Genomic DNA, 20,557 nt, shown 5'->3' on the forward strand with positions numbered 1-20,557 from the left:
GTCTACTTCATCGGCCAGATCGGTTCGGCCACTGCCGCCTGCGCCGGAAAGATGGTGACGAACTTGCCGCCGACATATTGCAGCAGCACCGGGTCGGCATCGTTGTTCTGGCCCATCTCGTCGAATTTGACGCGCTTCCAGGGCATGATGGTCTGCTCGCCCGGTATGTCGGTTGCAGCCATTGCATCGCGGATCTTCTCGCCGTCGGTCGACTTGGCGCGGTTGATGGCGTCCGCAATCACGATCATTGCCATGAATTGCCGCGAGGTGTTGTCGTTGAGGTCCTTGCCCGACTTCGCCTTGAACAGGTCATTGATCTTGCCGACCATGGGCCGCTTGGCGGCGAGATCGAGCGAGAAGCTGCCGCGGGTGATCGCACCCTCGAGCTTGTCGCCGACAGCATCATAGAGCGCCTTCTCGGAGAAGCCGGCGGCCTGGGCTACGATGTTGTTCGGCTTGTAGCCGAGCTCGGCCATGGTCTTGACCAGGAGAATGCCGTCAGTCGTGTAGCTTGAGGGCATCAGCACGTCGGCATTGGCGGCCTTGAGCTGCTGGACTTCGGCCGACAGCGACGGCGAGTTGGCGCGATACTTGATGTCGGCGACGATCTTGTAGCCGCGCTCGGCTGCGAGCTTGATCTGGGCATTCGCAGAGTCGGTGCCGAAGATCGTGTCCTCGTGGAACAGCGCCAAGGTCTCGATCTTGGTGCCCTTTTTCTTCATCGCATCGAGGAAATCGAACATCCCGGCCGAGAACATCTCGTCATGCGGCGAGGCGCGGAAATAGTACTTCAGACCGCGGCGATGCAGGCTGGGCGAGGAATTGTCCGCCGACAGGAACGGCGTCTGGTAACGCTCGCAGATCTGGCTGACCGTGACCGCGACCGCGCTCTGATAGGAGCCGAGCACCGCGCAGACCTTTTCCTGCGTGATCAGTCGCTCGGCTTCGGCGCGCCCCTTTTGCGGGTCGCCCTGATGGTCGGCGTACACAATGCGGATCTTCGCGCCGCCGAGGCCGGGCAAACCGACGCCCTTTGCCAGTGGAAGGTCGAAGTCTTGATCGTTGTTGATGATATCGACCGCGGTCTCGAACGCCCGTTGCGCATCAACACCCACCTGGGCGCCGGAGCCCGACAACGGATAGGTCGCGCCAATCACCACTTCGGAGGTCTGCGCGCGCGCCACGATCGGCATCAGCGCGGCAGCGGCGGTTGCACCCAGCAACAATTCACGGCGATTCATCGTCATTGCAGCGTCCCCTTGCAAAAATCTGCGGCTATCGATGGAGCGATTGGTGTGTACGGTAAAGCCCGAAGAAGCAGCATATGCTGCCCACTAAATCACGGCCATGTTCTTGTTTTTCAGGTCCGTGACCAGCATCAGGCCCGGCGAATGCGTGATCGCGAACGGCAGCCTGGCGGCGTTGATCACGGACTGCGGCGTGACGCCGCAGGCCCAGAACACCGGAATCTCGTCATCGGCGACCGGCACGGGATCGCCGTAGTCGGGCTTGGCAATGTCCTTGATGCCGATCAGGTGTGGATGGCCGAGATGCACGGGCGCGCCGTGCACAGCGGGATAGCGCGAGGTGATCTGCACCGCGCGGATCGCATCCGCCGGCTTGAACGGACGCATCGACACCACCATGGGACCGGCGAACGGACCTGACTCGCCGCAGGCTATGTTGGTGCGGTACATCGGCACGCGCACATTGTGCTCGATGTGGCGGATCGGCATGCCCTCGTCGAGCAGCGCCTCTTCAAACGAGAACGAACAGCCCAGCACGAAGGTCACGAGATCGTCGCGCCAGTGTTTCGTGATGTCGGTCGGCTCCTCCACGACCTCGCCGTCGCGCCACACACGGTAGCGCGGCACGTCGGTGCGGATGTCGAGATCGGCGCCCAGTGCCGGAATGAAAGGACTTCCGACATCGGACATGCCGATGATCGGGCACGGCTTGGGATTGAGCTGGCAGAAACGGTGAAAGGCGCTGGCGTATTTCTCGGGCAGGATCGCCAGATTGCCCTGAACGAAGCCGGGGGCGACGCCGGCCGTCGAGCCGACCTCTCCCCCGCGGTAGACGAGCCGGGCCCGACGGCTCGGAAGGGTATCGCTTGTTTCAGTTTGCTGCACTGCCACCAAAACAGTCATTTGATCGACCTGCCTATAATCTCGACAAGGACAGCGAACACCAAGCATGTTATAAAGTCTAATCTTCCTTTCTAATATAGATCGATAAACTTCATTTATCGACCGGAAAAAATCCTCCCAATGCTGGACTTCAGGTCGATCGAAACCTTCCTTTGGGTCGTGAAGCTCGGCAGCTTCCGGGGAGCCGCGGCGCGGCTCAACACCACCCAGCCGGCGATCTCCCAGCGCATCGCCCAGCTCGAGCGCGAGATGGGCGTAAAGCTCCTCAACCGCGATCATCGTATCGCATCGCCGACGCCGAGCGGACGGCAGATGATGGTCTATGCGGAGAAGCTGATCGGCCTGCGCGCGGCGATGATGGCCGAGATCGGCAACGCGTCCGCGATGCGCGGCGTGATGCGGCTCGGCGTCGCCGAGACCATCGTGCACACCTGGCTGCCGCGGCTCGTCAAGAGCGTGAACGAGATCTATCCGAACCTGTCGCTGGAGATCGAGGTCGACATCACGCCGAACCTCACAGCGCGCCTCTTGGCGCAGGAAATCGAGCTGGCCTTCGTGGTCGGGCCGCTATCGGCTGCCGGCGTGCACAATCGCATGCTCTCCGACTATCCGATCGGCTTTCTCGCAAGCCCTTCGCTCGGGCTCGGCCACGGTCCCGTCACCCGGCAGGACCTCGCGCGCTTTCCGATCATCACTTTCCCGCGCAAGACAAAACCCTACGAGGTCGTGCGCGAGGTGTTCGACCGGCCCGAGTTGCCGCCGATCCGGCTGCACGCGAGCGCATCGCTTGCGACCGTCATCCACATGGCCGTCGAGGGACTCGGCATCGCCGTGATACCTGCAGCGATCGTCGAGAAAGAACTCGCCGACGGACGGTTGCAACTGCTCGATACCGACCTGAACATCACGCCGCTGACCTTCACGGCAAGCTGGCTCGCCTCGCCCGATGTCATCGCCGTCGAGCGTGTCGCAGATCTCGCGCAGCAGATCGCGCAGAAGAGCCTCGCGGTTGACGCGGAGATGACGGCGCGTCATTGAAAGTGGGCCGGACGAGAATGGAACGAACGCATGAGCCGAGCCGCCACCAATCTACAAATCGATTCCGCGCGCCTCTGGGGCTCCATCCACGAGACCGCGCAATTCGGCGCGACGCAGAAGGGCGGCGTGCGGCGGCTGACGCTGAGCACCGAGGACAAGCAGGTGCGCGACTGGTTCCGCAAGGCATGCGAGGACGCAGGGCTCGAGGTGCACGTCGACGCGCTGGGCTCGATGTTCGGATTGCGGAAGGGCCGCGACATGTCGAAATTGCCCGTCGGCATCGGCTCGCATCTCGATACGCAGCCGACCGGCGGCAAGTATGACGGCATTCTGGGAACGCTCGGCGCGCTCGAGGTGATCCGCACGCTGAACGACGCCGGCATCGAGACCGAGGCGCCGATCTGCGTCGTCAACTGGACCAACGAGGAAGGCTCGCGCTTTGCGCCGGCCATGATGGCCTCTGCCGCCTATGTCGGCGATTTCACCACCGACGATATCCTGTCGCGAAAGGATGCCGAGGGCGTCACGGTGGGCCACGCGCTGGATACGATCGGCTACCGCGGCGACAAGCCGGTCGGCTTCCAGAAGCTCGGCTGCTTCGTCGAGCTTCATATCGAGCAGGGACCGATCCTGGAGGCGGAAGCCAAGACCATCGGCGTCGTCGACTCGGGCCAGGGCGTGTTGTGGTACGACGGTCATATCACCGGCTTCGAAAGCCATGCCGGCTCGACACCGATGCCGCTGCGTCGCGACGCATTGGCGACGCTCTCGGAGATCGTGCTGGCGATGGAGACCATCGCGAAGAAGCACGGGCCGAAAGCGGTCGGCACGATCGGCGAGGCCGTGATCGCAAATCCGTCGCGCAACGTCATCCCCGGCGAGATCGCCTTCACGGTTGATTGCCGCAGCGCGGATGCCGCGATCATGGACGCGCTCGATCGCGACCTGCGTGCGGCGATTGCCGAGATCGCCGCGCGCCGCAAGGTCGAGGTGAAGCTTGATCTGGTCTGGCGCAAGGCGCCGACGCATTTCGACCCCAAGCTGATTGCGGCCGTCGAGAATGCCGCCAATACGCTCGGCTATTCCAGCCGCCGCATCACCTCCGGCGCCGGTCACGATGCCTGCAACCTCAACACCGTGATGCCGGCGGCGATGGTGTTCGTGCCCTGCAAGGATGGCATCAGCCACAACGAGCTGGAGGATGCCACGCAGGTAGACTGCACCGCGGGGACCAACGTGCTGATGCACACCGTGCTGGCGATTGCGGGCGTGGCGCCCTGAGGAGAGAAGCGCCATGCGCGGAGTTTTCGCGTCAGGACGCGTTGAATACGGCCTTCCACTGCGGCTTGAGATATTTCGCGAAAACGGTTGCGGGCACAGCTAGCCGGAAATCGCCCAGCACATGCGGCCATGCCTGGCCTGCGCCGTACAGCAGCACGATTCCATTGGCAGCCATCTCCCCCTTGGCGTAGGTCAGCGCATAGGCCTTGAGCTTGTCAGGGTCTGCAGCAATACCATTCCCGGCAACATCAGTATCCGGCCCGGGTTGCTGACCGCTGCGCTGCGTATAGGTTCTGGCCCAGGCCTTAGCAGCCGCATCAGCGATCGCCGTCAGCGCATCGCGGACCTGTTCCGGCTGGAATAGCGCATCGATCGGCACTGCGCGGTCGGCTTTCTTGTCCCAGACAAGGGTCTGGAATGCCTGATTGGGATGGGCGCCGCCGGTGTCTGCATTGGTCTCGGCTGAAAGGCTGAGCACGGCGTCGCTTTCGAAGGTCACGCGCCAGTTGGTGTCGATGCTGTAGGGATGGAAACTCGGGTTTCCTTCCCTGTCGTCCTTGGCGTCGCTCTTGGCCTGGTCGGCGTCGACTTTGTACAGCGCCAGGATCCTGAGCTTCAGCGCTGCGATCGCCACGGCGCTCGCGGGTATCCGCAGATGCAGCTCATAAAGTGGTGATTTTTCTCTCGTCTCATAGTCAGCGCCAAGCGCGGGCGCCGCTGCCAGCGCCAGGCAGACAACGGCTGCGGCAAACGACCTCATATTCGAAATCTCCGGAGAAAACGCGTATCGCGCGATGAAGCCGCTCGGATGGTCAACTGCAGGTGGTGTTCATGTTGGTGCAGACCGCCGTGGTCCAGCCCGTGCCCTTCTTGACATGAACCTTGAGAAATTCACCCCAGCAACCCAACATGTCGACACGCTGATCGCCGGCGGCATGAGGATCAACCAGGCCGCTTCTGATGTCGTGGTTGAGATAGACTGCACCGCCATTTTGCATGCCGCTGACGCCCACCACGCTTTTGTGCAAATATCCCTTGCCCTGGAATACGACCTTGCCTCCGGGCGGCTGATCGGCGTCGATCAGGCTGGCGCGGTCGATCTCGTACCAGTCGCCGAACTGGCCGGTGACATGCACGCCGATCCAGCCGTCACTCGTAGTGTTCTTCAGCGACGCGATGGCAGCTCCTCCCGGAGTTGCCCTTACGTTGGTGCCCTTGGGGTCGGCATCGGTAATGTCGACGTTCACATTGCAGGCCTGCTTCTCCGCGGTCTGGGCCAGGCAGACCGTGGTCGACGTCAGCGCCAGAAACAGGACGAAGACAGCGGGACTTTTCATCTGAATTTCACGGTTGGATTTGGGTGAGAGTTGCGCCGCGGCTTGGTTACTCTGTCGAAGCCCGTCGATCTCGGGTTCGAGGGACGCCGAAAAAAATCGGACGAAGCAATCGTAGGGTGGGTTGCGTAACCCACCGCTTCTCCCGTCGCGCGGAAAGCAAAGAGGTGGGTTACGCTTCGCTAACCCACCCTACGCACCGAGGCCTAATCCACCATCTCCGCGACCGCCTTGCCGCAGGCGGTCGTGTCGGCGTTGCCGCCGAGGTCTTTCGTGCGCAGCGTGCGTTCGGCGAGCGTGCGCTCGATGGCGTCGACGATCGACTTGCCGGCTTCCTTCTCGCCGAGATGCTCGAACATCATCGCGCCGGACCAGATCATGCCGATCGGGTTGGCGATGCCCTGCCCCGCGATATCGGGCGCCGAACCGTGCACGGGCTCGAACACCGACGGGAAATTGCGCTCGGGATTGATGTTGCCCGACGGTGCGATGCCGATGGTGCCGGTGCAGGCTGGGCCGAGATCGGAGAGGATGTCGCCGAACAGGTTGGAGCCGACCACGACGTCGAACCAGTCCGGATGCAGCACGAAGTTCGCCGTCAGGATGTCGATGTGGTACTTGTCCCACTTCACGCCTGGATAGTTCTTCGCCATCGCCTCCACGCGCTCGTCCCAATAGGGCATGGTGATCGAGATGCCGTTGGACTTCGTCGCCGAAGTCAGGTGCTTCTTCGGTCGCGACTGCGCGAGTTCGAAGGCGAATTTCAGGATGCGGTCGACGCCGACGCGGGTCATCACGGTCTGCTGCGTAACGAATTCACGGTCGGTGTCCGGGAACATGCGGCCGCCGACGGATGAATACTCGCCTTCGGTGTTCTCGCGCACCACCCAGAAATCGATATCGCCGGGCTTGCGGTTCGCGAGCGGTGACGGCACGCCGGGCATGAGCCGGACCGGGCGCAGGTTCACATACTGGTCGAACTCGCGGCGGAACTTGATCAGCGAACCCCACAGCGAGACGTGATCCGGAATTTTCGCCGGCCAGCCGACCGCGCCGAAGTAGATCGCATCATGCTTGCCGATCTTCTCCTTCCAATCGTCAGGCATCATCTGGCCGTGCTTCTCGTAATAGTCGTAGGACGAGAAGTCGAAATGGTCGAACTGCACGGAGACGCCGTGCTTCTTCGCGGCAGCCTCCAGCACGCGCAGCCCCTCCGGCATCACTTCCTTGCCGATGCCGTCGCCGGGGATCACTGCGATCCGGTATTGTTTCTTGCTCATCGAAAATGTCCTGGAAGTTGTCTTGACTTGATCTGGCCGGGCTGACCATGAGCCGTGGTTGCTGGCCCTGCAATGGACCAAACTCGTCGGCAGTGCAACGCTGCACTGCAATGTTGACGATGGCGCGGGCGACCGCCTACTGATTTCATCCTCTTCCCCGAGGTCAGCGAGAATCCCAATGGACCTGCATCTGCGTGGCAAGCGCGTCCTGATCACCGGCGCGTCCAAAGGCATCGGCGCGGCCGCAGCTGAAGCGTTCGCCGAGGAAGGATGCCACCTCCTGCTCGCCGCCCGCAGCAGCGACCAACTCAAGGCGCTGGCTGACCGTTTGCGCTCGGCGCATCAGATCGACGCGGCAACGAGCGTCGTGGACCTGCGTAAGGCCGAGGACGTCGCGCGGCTCGCCAAGGATGCCGCCGAGATCGACATCCTCGTCAACAATGCCGGCGACATTCCCGGCGGCTCCATCGACAAGATCGACGAAGCGACCTGGCGTCACGCCTGGGAATTGAAAGTGTTCGGCTACATCAATCTCACGCGCATGATCTACGCGCAGATGAAGACGCGCGGCGGCGGCGTGATCGTCAACGACATCGGCGCGGCCGGCGAGAAGTTCGACGCCAACTACATCTGCGGCAGCGCCGGCAATGCGGCGCTGATGGCCTTTACCCGCGCGCTCGGGGGCAAGAGCCTCGCCGACAACATCCGCGTGGTCGGCATCAATCCTGGCCCGGTCGGCACCGATCGCCACGTCACGCTGCTCAAGACCCGCGCCAAGCACCAATTCGGCGACGAGACCCGCTACAAGGAATTCCAGAAGGGCCTGCCGCTGGGCCGGCCCGCGCATGCGCGCGAGATCGGCGACCTGATGGCGTTTCTGGCCTCGGAACGCTCCGGCTATACGTCGGGGGTCATCTATACGGTGGATGGCGGGATCAGCGCGGGTTGGGGCTAGAGTCTATCCTCGTTGTTGCGCGCGAACCAACAACCGGTCATTCCAGGGCGCCCGAAGGGCGAACCCGGAATTTAGAGATTCCGGGTTCGATGCTTCGCATCACCCCGGAATGACGATAAGGAGCAAGATAATTGACTCAGGACCTGATCCACGAAACCGCATGTGCCGTCGTCGACAAGCTGCGCGCCGGCGACGTCACGCCGCTTGATCTTCTCGACGTCCTGGAGAAACGCATCGCGGAGGTCGACGGCAAGGTCAACGCGCTTCCCACGCTGTGCTTCGATCGCGCACGGACTGGTGCCAAGGCTCTGATGCAAAAACCGATCACCGAGCGCGGACTGCTCGCGGGCCTGCCGGTGCCGATCAAGGACCTGACGGATGTTGCCGGCGTGTTGAACACGCAGGGCTCGCCGATCTTCAAGGACAATATTTCGGCGCGATCGGACCTCCTCGTCGAACATCTCGAAGGCAATGGCGCGGTCGTCTACGCAAAATCCAATACACCGGAATTCGGCGCCGGCGCCAACACGTTCAACGAGGTATTCGGCGCGACGCTCAATCCCTGGGATACATCGAAATCAGCGGCCGGCTCCTCCGGCGGCGCGGCAGCGGCGCTTGCAACCGGCATGGCGTGGCTCGCGCATGGCTCCGACATGGGCGGCAGCCTGCGCAGTCCTGCCAGCTTCTGCGGCATCGTCGGCATGCGGCCGAGCATCGGCCGTGTCGCCCATACGCCCACGGCCGGCGTCGACCGCAATCTCGGACAACAGGGACCGATGGCGCGCAACGTCGAGGATCTCGCGCTGCTGCTCGACGCCATGAGCGGCGATTATGCGGCCGATCCGCTGTCGCTGCCTGCACCGGCAGTCTCGTTCCTCTCCGCCGCCCGCTCGGGCAAGAAGCCGAAGCGCATCGCCTATTCGCCCGACCTCGGCATCACGCCCGTCGACCCCGAGGTCAAGGCGATCACGCGGAAGGCGGCAGAGCGTTTTGCGGAAGCCGGCGTGATCGTGGAAGTGGCGCATCCGGATTGGCGCGAGGCGCATGAATGCTTCCACGTGCTGCGCGCGCTCGACTTCGCGATGACCAAGGCAAAGCTCCTGCGCGAGAAGCGCGATCTGCTGAAGCCCGAGGTGATCTGGAATATCGAGGAAGGGCTCCGCCTCACGGTGGACCAGATCGCGCGCGCCGAGGCGCACCGCCTTGCGATGACGGCGCGTGCTGTCGAGTTCTTCAAAACCTACGACCTTCTGCTCACACCCACGACGATCGTGCCGCCCTTCCCGATCGAGAACCGCTATGTCGCCGAATGTGCTGGCAAGCGGTTTGACAATTACATCGAGTGGCTCGGGATCGTCTACGCCATCACCCTCGCCTGCTGCCCGTCGCTATCGCTGCCCTGCGGCTTCACAGAGTCGGGATTGCCGGTCGGCGTACAGGTCGTCGGCGCGCCGCGCAGCGATGCCCAAATCATCGCGGGCGCCAAGGTGCTGGAGGATATTCTGGGTCTGCGCGGCACGACGCCAATCGATCCGAAGGTGAAGAGGTAACTTCTTTCGTTCCCCGGACGCAGCGCAGCGCTGCTTCACCGGTGCGCTGCAGAGCCGGGCCCATCCCTCAACGATCCATCGTGCGTCCCCCGGGTCCCGGCTCTGCGGCGCAGCGCTAACGCGCTGCACCTTGTCCGGGACACAAGAGAGGGTCACCTCGCCGTCCCCGCCTCCAGGCTCCGGCTGTAGCGCGACATGGCGAAACAGAAGGCGAAATAGATCGCGGCGATGAAGATGTAGACTTCGACCGAGAACTGCTGCCAGGCGGGATCGATGATCGCGGTCTTGGCTGTCGTGAGCAGGTCGAAGATGCCAATGATCAGGACGAGGCTGGTATCCTTGAAGAAGGCGATGAAGGTGTTGACCAGCGGCGGGATGACGTGACGGATCGCCTGCGGCAGGATGATCAGCCGCTGCTTGCGCCAGTAGGACAGTCCCAGGGCATCAGCGGCCTCATATTGCCCGCGCGGCACGGCCTGCAGACCGCCGCGGATCACTTCGGCGAGATATGCGCCGGCGAACAGGATGATCGCGATCTGCGCGCGGAGCAGCTTGTCGATATTGAAGCCCCCCGGCATGAACAGCGGAAACATGACGCTCGCCATGAACAACAGGCTCACCAGCGGCACGCCTCGGATGAGTTCGACATAGAGCACGCAGAGCGAACGGATCGCCGGCAGTTTCGAGCGCCGACCGAGCGCCACCAGGATGCCGAGCGGAAAGCCGAAGGCGAGGCCGAAGGTCGCCAGGATCAGCGTCACCGGCAATCCGCCCCAACGGTCCTGCGAGACGAAGGACAGCCCGAGCACGCCACCCCACATCAGCACGCTGATTACGGCCAGAACGGCGATCCAGACATAGACGAGCTCGCGCCGCCACCACGCGCGGCGGCTCGAGACGTAGAACAGCGCAATGAAGAGCAGGACCGCGAGCGCCGGCCGCCACTGCTCGTCGAACGGATAAGTGCCGAACAGGATGAAACGATACTTTTCGGGAATGACGGCCCAGCAGGCACCTGCCCCACGTGCCGCGCGACAGGCGCTCGAATCGTTCGGAGGTGTCAGCCAGACCGCGTTCGCAATACCCCATTGCACGAAGCTGACCACGCCCTTGGCGAGCACTGCAAAGAGCACGAGTGTGATGATCCCATTCGGGATCGACGAAAACAGGTTGGCGCGCAGCCAGCGCAGCACGCGATTGCCGGATTGCGGGCGGCGCATGGCGCGCGGCGATTCCGGAATGTCGGTGACCGCGGTCATTGTCAGCCCTCCACCAGCGCAATCCGCGCATTGTACCAGTTCATGAAGAAGCTGATCGACAGGCTGATGGTCAAAAACACCGCCATGATCAGCGCGATCGCTTCGATCGCCTGCCCGGTCTGGTTCAGCGTGGTATTGGCGACAGATACCACGTCCTGGTAGCCGATCGCGACAGCGAGCGAGGAGTTCTTGGTGAGGTTCAGATACTGGCTCGTCATCGGCGGCACGATCACGCGCAGCGCCTGCGGCAGGATGATCTGCCGCAGCATGAAGCTGCGGCGCAGGCCGAGCGCATTGGCGGCGTCCCACTGCCCCCGCGGGACCGACTGAATGCCGCTGCGCACGATCTCGGCAATGAATGCCGACGTGTAGGTGACGAGCGCGATCAGCAGCGCAAAATATTCTGGCGCGAGCGTCAACCCGCCGACGAAATTGAACCCACGCAGCTCGGGCCATGCGATGGTCCAGTGCACATCGAGCCACCACGACACCAGCGCCGGCAGTACGACGATGAGGCCGAGCGCAAACGGCCAGGCGGGTCTCGGCTTGCCATCGCGCATCTGCTGCGCGATCAAGACTCGCCTTATGAGGTAGAACAGGACTGCGCCCATAAGGGCGGTGCCGAGCACCCAAAGTTGCCCCTCGCCGATCGGTATCGACGGCAGGATCAGGCCGCGATTGGACAGGAAGATGCCCTCGATCGGCCGCCATGCGGCGCGCGCGGCGGGCAGCGCCTGCATCAGCACGTACCAGAATAGAAGTTGCAGCAGCAGCGGAATGTCGCGCAGCACCTCGACATAGACGGCGGCGAGCCGCGATAGAAGCCAGTTGGCCGACAGCCGCGAAATCCCGATCAGCGTTCCCAGCAGGGTCGCGAGCACGATGCCGATGACGGCGACGCGCAAGGTGTTGGCGATGCCGACGACGAACGCCCAGAAATACGTGTCCTTCGGGCTGTAGGCGAGCAGGCTGTCGGCGATCGGCATGCCGGCTTCGCGGCCCAGGAACGCAAAGCCGGTCGAGATGCGGCGCGCCGAGAGATTGTGAACGGTATTGGACCAGAGGAAAACGATGATGGCGAGGGAAATGCCGACGACGAGGATCTGCCACAACAGCCCCTTGAGCTGCGGGCCTCCCAGCGCGAGCGAGAATGTCCGACGCGGCGGCGGTCTGGGGCTATCAGTCGTCACAGCACAAAAATCCTCAAAGCGCTTCGAAAGCAGCGATTTCCGGCCATGCGCTTCCTCGGCGCGCATCAACTGTTGCACCAAACTAAGAGATATGCAACAAATGTTTCATGGCCGAGCCGGCGAAATCCTCACCCCTGAGCGAACTCTGCAGCGCACTGCCATCGCTCCCGATGCGGCTGCAGGAGGTCGGGCGGTTTGTCGCGGCCAACGACTACGACGCCACCACGCGCTCAATGCGCGATCTCGCGGCCGAAGCCGGCGCTGACCCTGCCGCGTTCACGCGGCTTGCCAAGGCGATCGGCTATTCCGGCTGGGACGCGCTGCGCGCGGCGCTGACGGAAGCGCGACGCCCGTCGCAGACATCGCCCTTCTCGGGTCGCGCCAAAGGACGCCGCCACGGTCCGGATTCCGACGTTGCGCTGATCACCGACAAGCTCGAAGCGGAGGCCGCCGGTCTACCGCGGATCTCGGCCTCCTCCGTGGCCGATGCCGCAAAGGCCCTGTACAGCGCAAAGCGCATCTGGATTGCCGGCTTCCGAAGCTGCCGCAGCGTCGCGGAGCTGCTGAACTATGAGCTGCGGCTGTTTCGCCCCGGTGAGGTGCAGATCGTCGGCGGCTCTGGTCCTGACGATCTCGACCTCGGCGCCTTCCGTGCCGACGAGGCGGTCGTGGTGATCGGCTTCACGCCTTACACAGGCGCAAGCGTTCGTGTTGCTCAGGCTACCTATCGCGCCGGCGCGACGCTGATCTCGATCGCGGACAGCGTTGCCGCACCAATGGCCGAGGGCGCGGACCACGTGCTGCTGTTTGAAGCTGCGTCCTCGCCCGGATTCTTCCCGAGCCTCACCGGCGCGATCGCGATCGCGCAGTCGCTCGCCGCGGTGACGTTCTCGCTCGGCGGCGCGGCGGCGAAGAAGCGCCTCCAGGACACCGAGGCGCGATTGACTGCGACCTCCATCTACGTATCAGAGAAAGGTTGACCCATGAGCACCCGTACGAGCCGCGTGCTGCACCGTTCCTTGCGCGAGACACCGCCGAAGGCAATCGGCGGCGAAGGCGTTTACCTCTTCGCCGAGGATGGACGCCGCGTGCTCGACGCCTCCGGAGGCGCGGCCGTCTCCTGCCTCGGCCATAAGCATCCGCGCGTGATTGCGGCGCTGGCGAAGCAGGCCTCGACGCTGGCCTATGCCCACACCGCGTTCTTCTCCTCCGAGGCGGCGGAGCGGCTTGCCGAAACGCTGGTCGGCCAAGAGCCCGGCGGTCTCGCCTACGCCTATTTCGTCAGCGGCGGTTCGGAGGCGATCGAAGCCAGCATCAAGCTCGCGCGGCAATACTTCATCGAGCGCGGCGAGCCGCAGCGGCGGCACTTCATCGCGCGGCGCCAGAGCTATCACGGCAATACGCTCGGCGCGCTCGCCGCCGGCGGCAACGCCTGGCGCCGCGAGCCCTACGCGCCGCTGCTGTCCGGCGCTTTCAGCCATGTGACGCCGGCCTTTGCGTATCACGAGAAGCACGACACTGAATCGGATGCCGCGTTCGTGGCGCGGCTCGCAGCCGAGCTCGAGGCCGAGTTCCAGCGGCTCGGTCCCGACACCGTCGCAGCGTTTCTCGCCGAGCCGGTGGTCGGCGCCACCGCCGGTGCCGTCACTGCGCCCGACGGCTACTTCAAGGTGGTTCGCGAGATCTGCAACCGCTATGGCGCGCTGCTCATCCTCGACGAGGTCATGTGCGGCATGGGCCGCACCGGCACGACGCATGCCTGGCAGCAGGAAGGCATCGCGCCCGACATCCAGGCGATCGCCAAGGGTCTTGGCGGCGGCTACCAGCCGATCGGCGCGATGCTCGCAAGCGGCAGGATCATCGACACCATCCGCGCCGGCAGCGGTGCGTTCCAGCACGGCCACACTTATCTCGCCCATCCCCTCGCCTGCGCGGCGGCACTCGCCGTGCAAGAGGTGATCCGCGAAGACGCCCTCCTCGATCGCATCAAGGAACGCGGGCGTCAGCTCGAGCAGCGGCTGACCGAGCGTTTCGGCAATCACCGCCATGTCGGCGACATCAGGGGCCGCGGCCTGTTCTGGGCGATCGAGCTCGTTGCCGATCGCGCGACGCGGACCTCCTTCGATCCCGCGCTCAAGCTGCACCAGAAGATCAAGGCGGCTGCCTTCGCCGAGGGGCTTGGCTGCTATCCCGGCGGCGGCACCGTCGATGGCGTCCGCGGCGACCACGTGCTGCTGGCGCCGCCTTACATCGCCTCGGCGGACGAGATCGACCTGATTGTCGACAGGCTCGGCACGGCCGTCGACAACGTGTTGCGTAGTGTCAATCATTGAGGGGAGAGTAGCATGATGAGGAACGTGATTATCGCGGCAGGCTTGCTCGCGGCTTCGAGCAGCGCGACGTCGGCTGCGACGCTGGACACGGTGAAGAGCCGCGGCACGCTGGTGTGCGGCGTCAGCACCGGCTTTGCCGGATTCTCCGCACCGGACTCGCAGGGCAATTTCAAGGGCCTCGACGTCGACTACTGCCGCGCGCTCGCCGCCGGCGTGTTAGGGGATCCCAACAAGGTGCGCTATGTCGCGCTGACCGCGCAGAACCGTTTCACCGCGCTGCAATCGGGCGAAATCGACGTGCTCTACCGCAACTCGACGCAGACCTATCTGCGCGGCACGACGCTGGGCCTGCGGCAGGGACCGATCAACTTCTACGACGGCCAGGGCTTCGTCGTGAAGAAGGACCTCGGCGTGAAGGAGCTGAAGGATCTGAAGGGCGCCACCGTCTGCGTCGCGCAGGGCACCACGCATGAGGTGACGCTCGGTGACTACGGCCGCGCGAACGGCATCGACTGGAAGCCCCTGGTGTTCGACCGCGTCGACACCATGTACCAGACCTTCTTCGGTGGCCGTTGCGATGCCATGACCCAGGATGCTTCGGCACTCGCCGGCGCGGTGACCACGGCTGCACCGAATCCGGCCGATTACGTCGTGCTGCCGCAGACCATCAGCAAGGAGCCGCTCGGACCCTTCACCCGCAACGGCGACGAGGTCTGGAGCGACATCATCACCTGGCTGCATTACGGGCTGATCGAGGCAGAAGAGCTCGGCGTAACGCAAGCCAATGTGGAGGAGATGGCGAAGTCGCAGACGCCCGCGGTGCAGCGGCTGTTGGGCGCCTCCGGCGATCTCGGCTCGCGGCTTGGGCTCGACAACAAGTGGCTGGTCACGGCGATCAAGGCAACCGGCAATTACGGCGAGATCTACGAGCGCAACGTCGGCAAAGGCAGCCCGCTGAAGCTCGAGCGCGGCCTCAACGGCCTCTGGGAAAAAGGCGGCTTGATGTACGCCATTCCGTTCAAGTAAACGGTTTCAGTATAAGCAACCCGTGCCCCGGACGCGCAGCAGCGTGTAACGCTGCTGCGCAGAGCCGGGACCCAGGGGCCCAAATGGACCCCGGCTCAGCAGCGCAACACTCCGCGTTGCGCTGCGTCCGGGGCACGAGACCCTGCCAGGCAGCCACGTTCGATGATGACGCCCCCTCGCATCACACTGATCCACGCGCTCAAGCATTCCATCGCGCCGATCGAGTCGGCGTTCGCGCGCCTGTGGCCGGAAGCCCGGCTCATGAACCTGCTCGACGACAGCCTTTCGGCGGATCTGGCGCGCGACGGCGCGCTGACGGATGCGATGACCGGCCGCTTTCTCGCGCTCGGGGATTATGCCGTCGCGACTGGGGCAGATGCGATCCTGTTCACCTGTTCGGCCTTTGGACTCTGCATCGAGACGGTTGCGCGCGCGCATGCGCCAATGCCGGTCCTGAAACCGAATGAGGCGATGATCGAGCAGGCGGTGACGATGGGCCGGAAAATAGGCCTGCTCTCGACCTTCCCACCGACGCTGCAATCGATGCCGCCGGAGTTTCCGGCCTCCATCGAGATCGTTCCGAAGCTTGCCGAAGGCGCGCTCGCGGCGCTCGACCGCGGCGATCGCGCAACACATGATCGCCTGATTGCGGAAGCCTCAAAAGACCTGCGCGATTGCGATGTGATCGCGCTCGCCCAGTTCAGCATTGCGGCCACGGCGCCGCTGGTTGAGGATGCCGCCGGCAAGCCAGTGGTGACGACGCCTGATAGCGCCGTGCTGAAACTGGCAAAGCTGTTATCGGTGAAGCGCTAGTCCGCTTTCCCGCGACGGCGGGCTTCCTTGATAGCGGCATCCAGCGCGAGCTTGGTCTCGGCCACGAAATCCTCGACCAGTTCCTCACGTGTCGTGTGCGCGGCCTCGCCGGTGAACAGCCCCTGCTCGGCCAACATCACCACACCGTGCAATGCCGCCCAGATCTTCAGCGCATGCCGCTCGCGCAGATAGCCGACGGCAGGCGCTTCCAACGCGTCGAGCACCAGCGCGAACGTTTCGTTGGTCGCGGCGTGCAACTCACTGCCCTTGTCAGCGCACGAGACCGTGCGCGAGGCGAACATCAGCCGGTAAACGCCGTTGCGGCGCAGGCCGAATTCCAGCGTGGCCTGTGCCAGCCGCGAGAGTTTCGACTGCTTCGACGGTATTGCCATGGCCTCGCGCAGCTTGGCCGTGAATTGCCGAAAGGCCTCCGCCGTCACCGCGGCGAGCAGCGCCTCGCGGTCGGCGAAATGACGATACGGCGCCGGCTGGGAGACGCCGAGTTCCTTCGCCAGCGCCTTGATGCTGATCGCCTCCGCCCCGCCCTGCTCCGCCTCGCGCAAGGCGGCCTTGATCAGGGCGTCGCGAAGATCACCATGGTGATAGGCGTTTTGCGGCTTGCGGGCGAGTTGTGTCGGCATGTTGAGCGAAAACCTATAAGTTTGCGCTTGACAGGGGAAGCCCGTCCGCAATGTAATATACTATAACTTAATTCGCAGGAACCACTGCGGAGAAGAATCAATTGAGGAACGCGCCCGGCCCCTTAAGGGGCCCGCATGCGCACGACCGAGGGAGCTTAAATGGCAGAACGACTGAGAGTTCAGGTCGATCCCGACAAGTGCCAGGGCCATGCCCGCTGCAAGGCGCTGGCGCCGGAACTGTTCGAGCTCGACGAATACGGCAATGCGCATCAGATCGGCGACGGCACCGTGCCAGCCGGCCTGGAAGACAAGGCCTGGCTCGCCAAATCCAACTGTCCGGAAATCGCGATTGAAGTGACCGAGGAATAGCGCGCCGCGCGTTCCTGCGTTCTTCCGTGAACACAAGCCCCGAGGATCCAGAGATGTCCGACGTCAGCCAACCCGCCGCCCATCCGCCCGTCACCGATTGGCTCCACGATTTCGATCACACCGATCCGCGCTGGACGGAAGACCCCTTCCCGATCTGGGACCAGATGCGTGCCGCAAGTCCCGTCGTACACACCGAGCGCTTTCTCGGCTGCTATCTGCCGACGACCTACGAGGCAGTGCGGCAGATCGCCAACGACAGCGAAAGCTTCTCCTCGCGCCGCATCATCGTTCGCGACGAGCGGCCCGAAGTCGCCAAGAACGCGGCGCCGCCGATCACCTCGGATCCGCCCGACCACAAGCCGGCCAAGCAGTTGCTGCTGCCGCCGTTCACGCCGGATGCGATGAAGAAGCTCGAGCCGCGCGTCCGCGCCATCTGCAACGAGCTGATCGACGAATTCATCGCCGACGGCAAGGTCGACGCCGCCGCGAGCTACACCAAGCACATCCCGGTGCGCGCGATCGCCCACATGCTCGGCATCCCCGAGAGCGACGGCGACCTCTTCATCAAATGGATCCACATGATCCTCGAGCTGAGCATCAAGAACGAGATGATGCTGAAGCAGGCGGCCGACGAGATGACCAACTATTTCGCCGGCCATGTCGAAGCGCGCAAGGCGAAGCCGGGCGACGACCTGATCTCCTATCTGCTCAACGCCCGTGACAAGAACGGGCAGCCGCTCGAGGACTCCCACATCTACGGCTCCCTGCGGCTCCTCCTGATCGCTGGCATCGACACCACCTGGAGCGCGATCGGCTCCTCGCTCTGGCACCTCGCGAAGACGCCTGCGGACCGTGAGCGCCTGATCGCCGAGCCCGAGTTGATACCGATCGCGGTCGAGGAGCTCCTGCGCGCCTATTCGCCGGTGACGATGGCGCGCGAGGTGATCAAGGAGACGACCATTTCCGGCTGCCCGGTCAAACCGGGCAACATGGTGCTGCTCTCCTTTCCCGCTGCCAACCGCGACCCCAAAATGTTCCCCGATGCCGACAAGGTCGTGCTCGATCGCCGGGAGAACCGCCATGCCGCCTTCGGCCTCGGCATTCACCGCTGCGTCGGTTCCAACCTCGCGCGGATGGAGATGCAGGTGGCAATTGAAGAGTGGTTGAAGCGAATCCCGGACTTCCGGCTCGACCCGGAGGGCATCGTGACCTGGTCGCAGGGGACCGTGCGCGGTCCCCGCCAGTTGCCATTTCTGCTCGGAAAGGCCATGTAGCAGACGGCAAAAGTTCTGGGAGGCCGGTGATGACAGACCAAGCAATCAAGCCGGCCTCCGAGCACTTCGACATTGCCGACGCCCAACGCCGCATCAAGGCGATCTTCATCGGCTCGATCGGCAATCTCGTCGAATGGTATGATTTCTACGCCTATACGGCGTTCGCGCTGTATTTCGCCCCTGCCTTCTTCCCTGGCAACGATCCTGTCGTCCAGCAACTGAACGTCGCCGTCGTGTTCGCGGCGACCTTCCTGATGCGCCCCTTGGGCGGCTGGTTCTTCGGCTATCTCGCCGATCATTTCGGGCGCCGGATCTCGCTGACGCTTTCCGTCGTTTTCATGTGCTTCGGCTCGCTGATCATCGCGGTGACGCCGACCTATGCCTCGATCGGCCTTGCCGCCCCGGCCATCCTGGCCGTCGCGCGCGTGATCGAGGGCTTAAGCCTCGGCGGAGAATATGGCGCCAGCGCCACCTATTTGAGCGAGGTCGCAGATCCCAGGCATCGCGGCTTCTATTCGAGCTTTCAGTACGTCACCCTGATCGGCGGGCAGCTCACCGCGATCATCGTGCTGCTGCTCCTGCAAAAGGTGTTCCTCACGCCCGACGAACTGAAGGCCTGGGGCTGGCGTATTCCGTTTGCGATCGGTGCGGGGCTTGCGATCTTCGCCGCGGTAATGCGGCGCGGCCTGCACGAGACCGAGGCGTTCGAGGAAGCCAAGAAGGTGGTGAAGCCGACCGGCTCCATCGCAAACCTTCTGAAATATCCGCGGGAGCTGTTGCTGGTGGTGGGGCTGACCGCCGGCGGTACGGCCGCGTTCTACACCTTCACCACCTACATGCAGACCTTCGTCAAACTCTCGGTCGGGCTCACCGAAGACCAGACCACCTTCGTGATCTTCGGCACGCTGATCTTCGCGACCATCCTGCAACCGATCTATGGTGCGATCTCCGACAAGATCGGACGCAAGCCGCTGCTGATCTTCTTCGGCGTCGCCGGCACGCTCGCAACCGTCCCGCTGCTGATGACGCTGAAGGAGACGAAATCGCCCTTCATGGCGTTCGTGCTGATCTGCTGCGCCTGGCTGTTCGTTGCCGGTTACACCTCGATCAACGCGGTGGTGAAGGCCGAGCTGTTTCCGACCAACGTACGCGCGCTCGGCGTGGGACTTCCCTATGCGATCACGGTGTCCCTGTTCGGCGGCACGGCGCCGGCGATCGCACTCTACTTCAAGACCATCGGACACGAGGACTGGTTCTACTACTATCTCAGCGGCATCATCTGCCTCTCGCTGATCATCTATGCTACGATGCGCGACACCAAGCATGCCTCCGCGATGCATCGTCACGAGTAGACACCGCCACGAGTAGATCATGGCTGACGAGAACGAGCCGCCGCCCGAAAGCAAGCTGACGCGGACCAAGGAGAAATGGGCGCGCGAGGGCCGCTTCCTCACCGGCAGGATCACGCGCCCGGAAGATCAGCGCCTGCCGCCCGGGCAGCATGTCACAAACGATTGGCCCGTGCTCGATCTCGGCCTCACACCGGAAATTTCGCGGGAACGCTGGCGGCTCGACGTCTATGGCGCAGTCGAAAACCCGGTGTTCTGGACGTTTGCGGAATTCACGGCGCAGAAGCAGACGCAATGCACCTCCGACATCCATTGCGTGACGACCTGGTCGCGCTACGACAACCAGTGGGAGGGGCTTGCGGCACGCGAGCTGCTGGCAGCCTGCCAGCCCCGCAATGATGCACGCTTCGTCGTGCTGCACTCCTATGACGGCTACACCACCAATCTGTCGCTGGAAGATTTCGCCACTGAGGACGCCCTGCTCGCCCACAGCTGGTCGGGCCAGCCGCTGTCCGAAGAACATGGCGGTCCGGTGCGACTGGTCGTGCCGCATCTCTATTTCTGGAAGAGCGCCAAATGGCTACAGGCGATCGAGTTTCTGACCGAGGACGCACCCGGCTACTGGGAAGTTCGCGGCTATCATAACCGCGGCGATCCTTGGACTGAAGAGCGCTACTCCGGGGACTGACATTCCCCCCTCCCTGGAGAGGTGGAC

The 20,557-nt window shown here is 63.7% G+C and carries 20 protein-coding genes; 12 read left to right on the forward strand and 8 right to left on the reverse strand.

Features of this window, described 5'->3' with window-relative positions:
* Positions 1–2 precede the first annotated feature (2 nt).
* Together SO156_RS19550 and SO156_RS19555 are read right to left on the reverse strand one after the other, a co-directional pair.
* On the reverse strand, positions 3–1,247 hold the full coding sequence (locus SO156_RS19550; protein WP_458144329.1) for an ABC transporter substrate-binding protein: 1,245 nt from the start codon (positions 1,245–1,247) through the stop codon (positions 3–5).
* A gap of 87 nt (positions 1,248–1,334) precedes the next feature.
* A complete protein-coding gene (locus tag SO156_RS19555; protein WP_498535932.1) occupies positions 1,335–2,150 on the reverse strand; it encodes a putative hydro-lyase in 816 nt (271 codons plus the stop codon).
* A 120-nt stretch (positions 2,151–2,270) separates the two neighbouring features.
* Between SO156_RS19555 and SO156_RS19560 the strand changes: the two genes are divergently transcribed.
* Both SO156_RS19560 and SO156_RS19565 read left to right on the forward strand, forming a co-directional pair.
* A complete protein-coding gene (locus tag SO156_RS19560) occupies positions 2,271–3,188 on the forward strand; it encodes a LysR family transcriptional regulator (RefSeq protein ID WP_498535933.1) in 918 nt (305 codons plus the stop codon).
* A 30-nt stretch (positions 3,189–3,218) separates the two neighbouring features.
* Positions 3,219–4,469, forward strand: a complete 1,251-nt coding sequence (locus tag SO156_RS19565; RefSeq protein ID WP_498535934.1) for a Zn-dependent hydrolase — start codon at positions 3,219–3,221, stop codon at positions 4,467–4,469.
* A 31-nt stretch (positions 4,470–4,500) separates the two neighbouring features.
* Here the strand turns inward: SO156_RS19565 and SO156_RS19570 are convergent, their stop codons facing one another.
* The 3 genes from SO156_RS19570 to SO156_RS19580 all read right to left on the reverse strand — a co-directional run bounded on the left by SO156_RS19570 (position 4,501) and on the right by SO156_RS19580 (position 7,083).
* Positions 4,501–5,229: a DUF4163 domain-containing protein gene (locus SO156_RS19570; protein ID WP_498535935.1), complete on the reverse strand. Its 729-nt coding sequence runs from the start codon at positions 5,227–5,229 to the stop codon at positions 4,501–4,503.
* Between the two features lie 52 nt (positions 5,230–5,281).
* Positions 5,282–5,806, reverse strand: a complete 525-nt coding sequence (locus tag SO156_RS19575) for a hypothetical protein (protein ID WP_498535936.1) — start codon at positions 5,804–5,806, stop codon at positions 5,282–5,284.
* A gap of 203 nt (positions 5,807–6,009) precedes the next feature.
* On the reverse strand, positions 6,010–7,083 hold the full coding sequence (locus SO156_RS19580) for a tartrate dehydrogenase (RefSeq protein WP_458144335.1): 1,074 nt from the start codon (positions 7,081–7,083) through the stop codon (positions 6,010–6,012).
* A gap of 178 nt (positions 7,084–7,261) precedes the next feature.
* Here SO156_RS19580 and SO156_RS19585 point away from each other — a divergent pair, with 178 nt between their 5' ends.
* The gene (locus tag SO156_RS19585) at positions 7,262–8,038 is read left to right on the forward strand and encodes an SDR family oxidoreductase (RefSeq protein ID WP_458144336.1); all 777 of its coding nucleotides are present in this window, start codon (positions 7,262–7,264) and stop codon (positions 8,036–8,038) included.
* A gap of 131 nt (positions 8,039–8,169) precedes the next feature.
* A complete protein-coding gene (locus SO156_RS19590) occupies positions 8,170–9,588 on the forward strand; it encodes an amidase (RefSeq protein ID WP_498535937.1) in 1,419 nt (472 codons plus the stop codon).
* 152 nt (positions 9,589–9,740) lie between these two features.
* On the opposite strand, the gene SO156_RS19595 is transcribed toward SO156_RS19590, so the two are convergent.
* Both SO156_RS19595 and SO156_RS19600 read right to left on the reverse strand, forming a co-directional pair.
* Entirely contained in the window at positions 9,741–10,847 is a 1,107-nt protein-coding gene (locus tag SO156_RS19595) for an amino acid ABC transporter permease (protein WP_458144338.1), read from the reverse strand.
* A gap of 2 nt (positions 10,848–10,849) precedes the next feature.
* Positions 10,850–12,037: an amino acid ABC transporter permease gene (locus tag SO156_RS19600; RefSeq protein ID WP_498535938.1), complete on the reverse strand. Its 1,188-nt coding sequence runs from the start codon at positions 12,035–12,037 to the stop codon at positions 10,850–10,852.
* Between the two features lie 107 nt (positions 12,038–12,144).
* Between SO156_RS19600 and SO156_RS19605 the strand changes: the two genes are divergently transcribed.
* The 4 genes from SO156_RS19605 (at position 12,145) to SO156_RS19620 (ending at position 16,209) form a co-directional block, all read left to right on the forward strand.
* Complete coding sequence (locus SO156_RS19605) at positions 12,145–13,017, forward strand: MurR/RpiR family transcriptional regulator (protein ID WP_498535939.1); 873 nt, start codon at positions 12,145–12,147, stop codon at positions 13,015–13,017.
* Positions 13,018–13,020: 3 nt separating this feature from the next.
* Positions 13,021–14,370 (forward strand): aspartate aminotransferase family protein, encoded by a 1,350-nt coding sequence (locus tag SO156_RS19610; RefSeq protein WP_498535940.1) that lies wholly within the window; start codon positions 13,021–13,023, stop codon positions 14,368–14,370.
* A gap of 12 nt (positions 14,371–14,382) precedes the next feature.
* Positions 14,383–15,396 (forward strand): amino acid ABC transporter substrate-binding protein, encoded by a 1,014-nt coding sequence (locus SO156_RS19615; RefSeq protein ID WP_458144342.1) that lies wholly within the window; start codon positions 14,383–14,385, stop codon positions 15,394–15,396.
* A gap of 162 nt (positions 15,397–15,558) precedes the next feature.
* Entirely contained in the window at positions 15,559–16,209 is a 651-nt protein-coding gene (locus SO156_RS19620; RefSeq protein WP_498535941.1) for an aspartate/glutamate racemase family protein, read from the forward strand.
* Here SO156_RS19620 and SO156_RS19625 read toward each other — a convergent pair.
* Complete coding sequence (locus SO156_RS19625; protein WP_458144344.1) at positions 16,206–16,850, reverse strand: TetR/AcrR family transcriptional regulator; 645 nt, start codon at positions 16,848–16,850, stop codon at positions 16,206–16,208. The two genes, SO156_RS19620 and SO156_RS19625, sit on opposite strands and share 4 nt — an antisense overlap.
* 159 nt (positions 16,851–17,009) lie before the next feature.
* Here SO156_RS19625 and SO156_RS19630 point away from each other — a divergent pair, with 159 nt between their 5' ends.
* From SO156_RS19630 to SO156_RS19645, 4 genes are read left to right on the forward strand one after another with little or no spacing between them, the layout of a single operon-like run.
* Positions 17,010–17,219 (forward strand): ferredoxin, encoded by a 210-nt coding sequence (locus tag SO156_RS19630; protein ID WP_458144345.1) that lies wholly within the window; start codon positions 17,010–17,012, stop codon positions 17,217–17,219.
* Positions 17,220–17,272: 53 nt separating this feature from the next.
* The gene (locus SO156_RS19635) at positions 17,273–18,493 is read left to right on the forward strand and encodes a cytochrome P450 (protein WP_458144346.1); all 1,221 of its coding nucleotides are present in this window, start codon (positions 17,273–17,275) and stop codon (positions 18,491–18,493) included.
* A gap of 29 nt (positions 18,494–18,522) precedes the next feature.
* Complete coding sequence (locus tag SO156_RS19640) at positions 18,523–19,845, forward strand: MFS transporter (protein WP_449383252.1); 1,323 nt, start codon at positions 18,523–18,525, stop codon at positions 19,843–19,845.
* A 19-nt stretch (positions 19,846–19,864) separates the two neighbouring features.
* A complete protein-coding gene (locus SO156_RS19645) occupies positions 19,865–20,530 on the forward strand; it encodes a sulfite oxidase-like oxidoreductase (protein ID WP_458144347.1) in 666 nt (221 codons plus the stop codon).
* Positions 20,531–20,557: the final 27 nt, after the last annotated feature.

Source organism: Bradyrhizobium sp. UFLA05-125, assembly GCF_059803515.1.

What these genes read in the sequence shown, in the direction of transcription:
- SO156_RS19550 (WP_458144329.1), bottom strand. Translation starts at nt 1,247, where the DNA reads ATGACGATGAATCGCCGTGAATTGTTGCTGGGTGCAACCGCCGCTGCC.
- SO156_RS19555 (WP_498535932.1), bottom strand. Translation starts at nt 2,150, where the DNA reads ATGACTGTTTTGGTGGCAGTGCAGCAAACTGAAACAAGCGATACCCTT.
- SO156_RS19560 (WP_498535933.1), top strand. Translation starts at nt 2,271, where the DNA reads ATGCTGGACTTCAGGTCGATCGAAACCTTCCTTTGGGTCGTGAAGCTC.
- SO156_RS19565 (WP_498535934.1), top strand. Translation starts at nt 3,219, where the DNA reads ATGAGCCGAGCCGCCACCAATCTACAAATCGATTCCGCGCGCCTCTGG.
- SO156_RS19570 (WP_498535935.1), bottom strand. Translation starts at nt 5,229, where the DNA reads ATGAGGTCGTTTGCCGCAGCCGTTGTCTGCCTGGCGCTGGCAGCGGCG.
- SO156_RS19575 (WP_498535936.1), bottom strand. Translation starts at nt 5,806, where the DNA reads ATGAAAAGTCCCGCTGTCTTCGTCCTGTTTCTGGCGCTGACGTCGACC.
- SO156_RS19580 (WP_458144335.1), bottom strand. Translation starts at nt 7,083, where the DNA reads ATGAGCAAGAAACAATACCGGATCGCAGTGATCCCCGGCGACGGCATC.
- SO156_RS19585 (WP_458144336.1), top strand. Translation starts at nt 7,262, where the DNA reads ATGGACCTGCATCTGCGTGGCAAGCGCGTCCTGATCACCGGCGCGTCC.
- SO156_RS19595 (WP_458144338.1), bottom strand. Translation starts at nt 10,847, where the DNA reads ATGACCGCGGTCACCGACATTCCGGAATCGCCGCGCGCCATGCGCCGC.
- SO156_RS19605 (WP_498535939.1), top strand. Translation starts at nt 12,145, where the DNA reads ATGGCCGAGCCGGCGAAATCCTCACCCCTGAGCGAACTCTGCAGCGCA.
- SO156_RS19610 (WP_498535940.1), top strand. Translation starts at nt 13,021, where the DNA reads ATGAGCACCCGTACGAGCCGCGTGCTGCACCGTTCCTTGCGCGAGACA.
- SO156_RS19615 (WP_458144342.1), top strand. Translation starts at nt 14,383, where the DNA reads ATGATGAGGAACGTGATTATCGCGGCAGGCTTGCTCGCGGCTTCGAGC.
- SO156_RS19620 (WP_498535941.1), top strand. Translation starts at nt 15,559, where the DNA reads ATGATGACGCCCCCTCGCATCACACTGATCCACGCGCTCAAGCATTCC.
- SO156_RS19625 (WP_458144344.1), bottom strand. Translation starts at nt 16,850, where the DNA reads ATGCCGACACAACTCGCCCGCAAGCCGCAAAACGCCTATCACCATGGT.
- SO156_RS19630 (WP_458144345.1), top strand. Translation starts at nt 17,010, where the DNA reads ATGGCAGAACGACTGAGAGTTCAGGTCGATCCCGACAAGTGCCAGGGC.
- SO156_RS19635 (WP_458144346.1), top strand. Translation starts at nt 17,273, where the DNA reads ATGTCCGACGTCAGCCAACCCGCCGCCCATCCGCCCGTCACCGATTGG.
- SO156_RS19640 (WP_449383252.1), top strand. Translation starts at nt 18,523, where the DNA reads ATGACAGACCAAGCAATCAAGCCGGCCTCCGAGCACTTCGACATTGCC.
- SO156_RS19645 (WP_458144347.1), top strand. Translation starts at nt 19,865, where the DNA reads ATGGCTGACGAGAACGAGCCGCCGCCCGAAAGCAAGCTGACGCGGACC.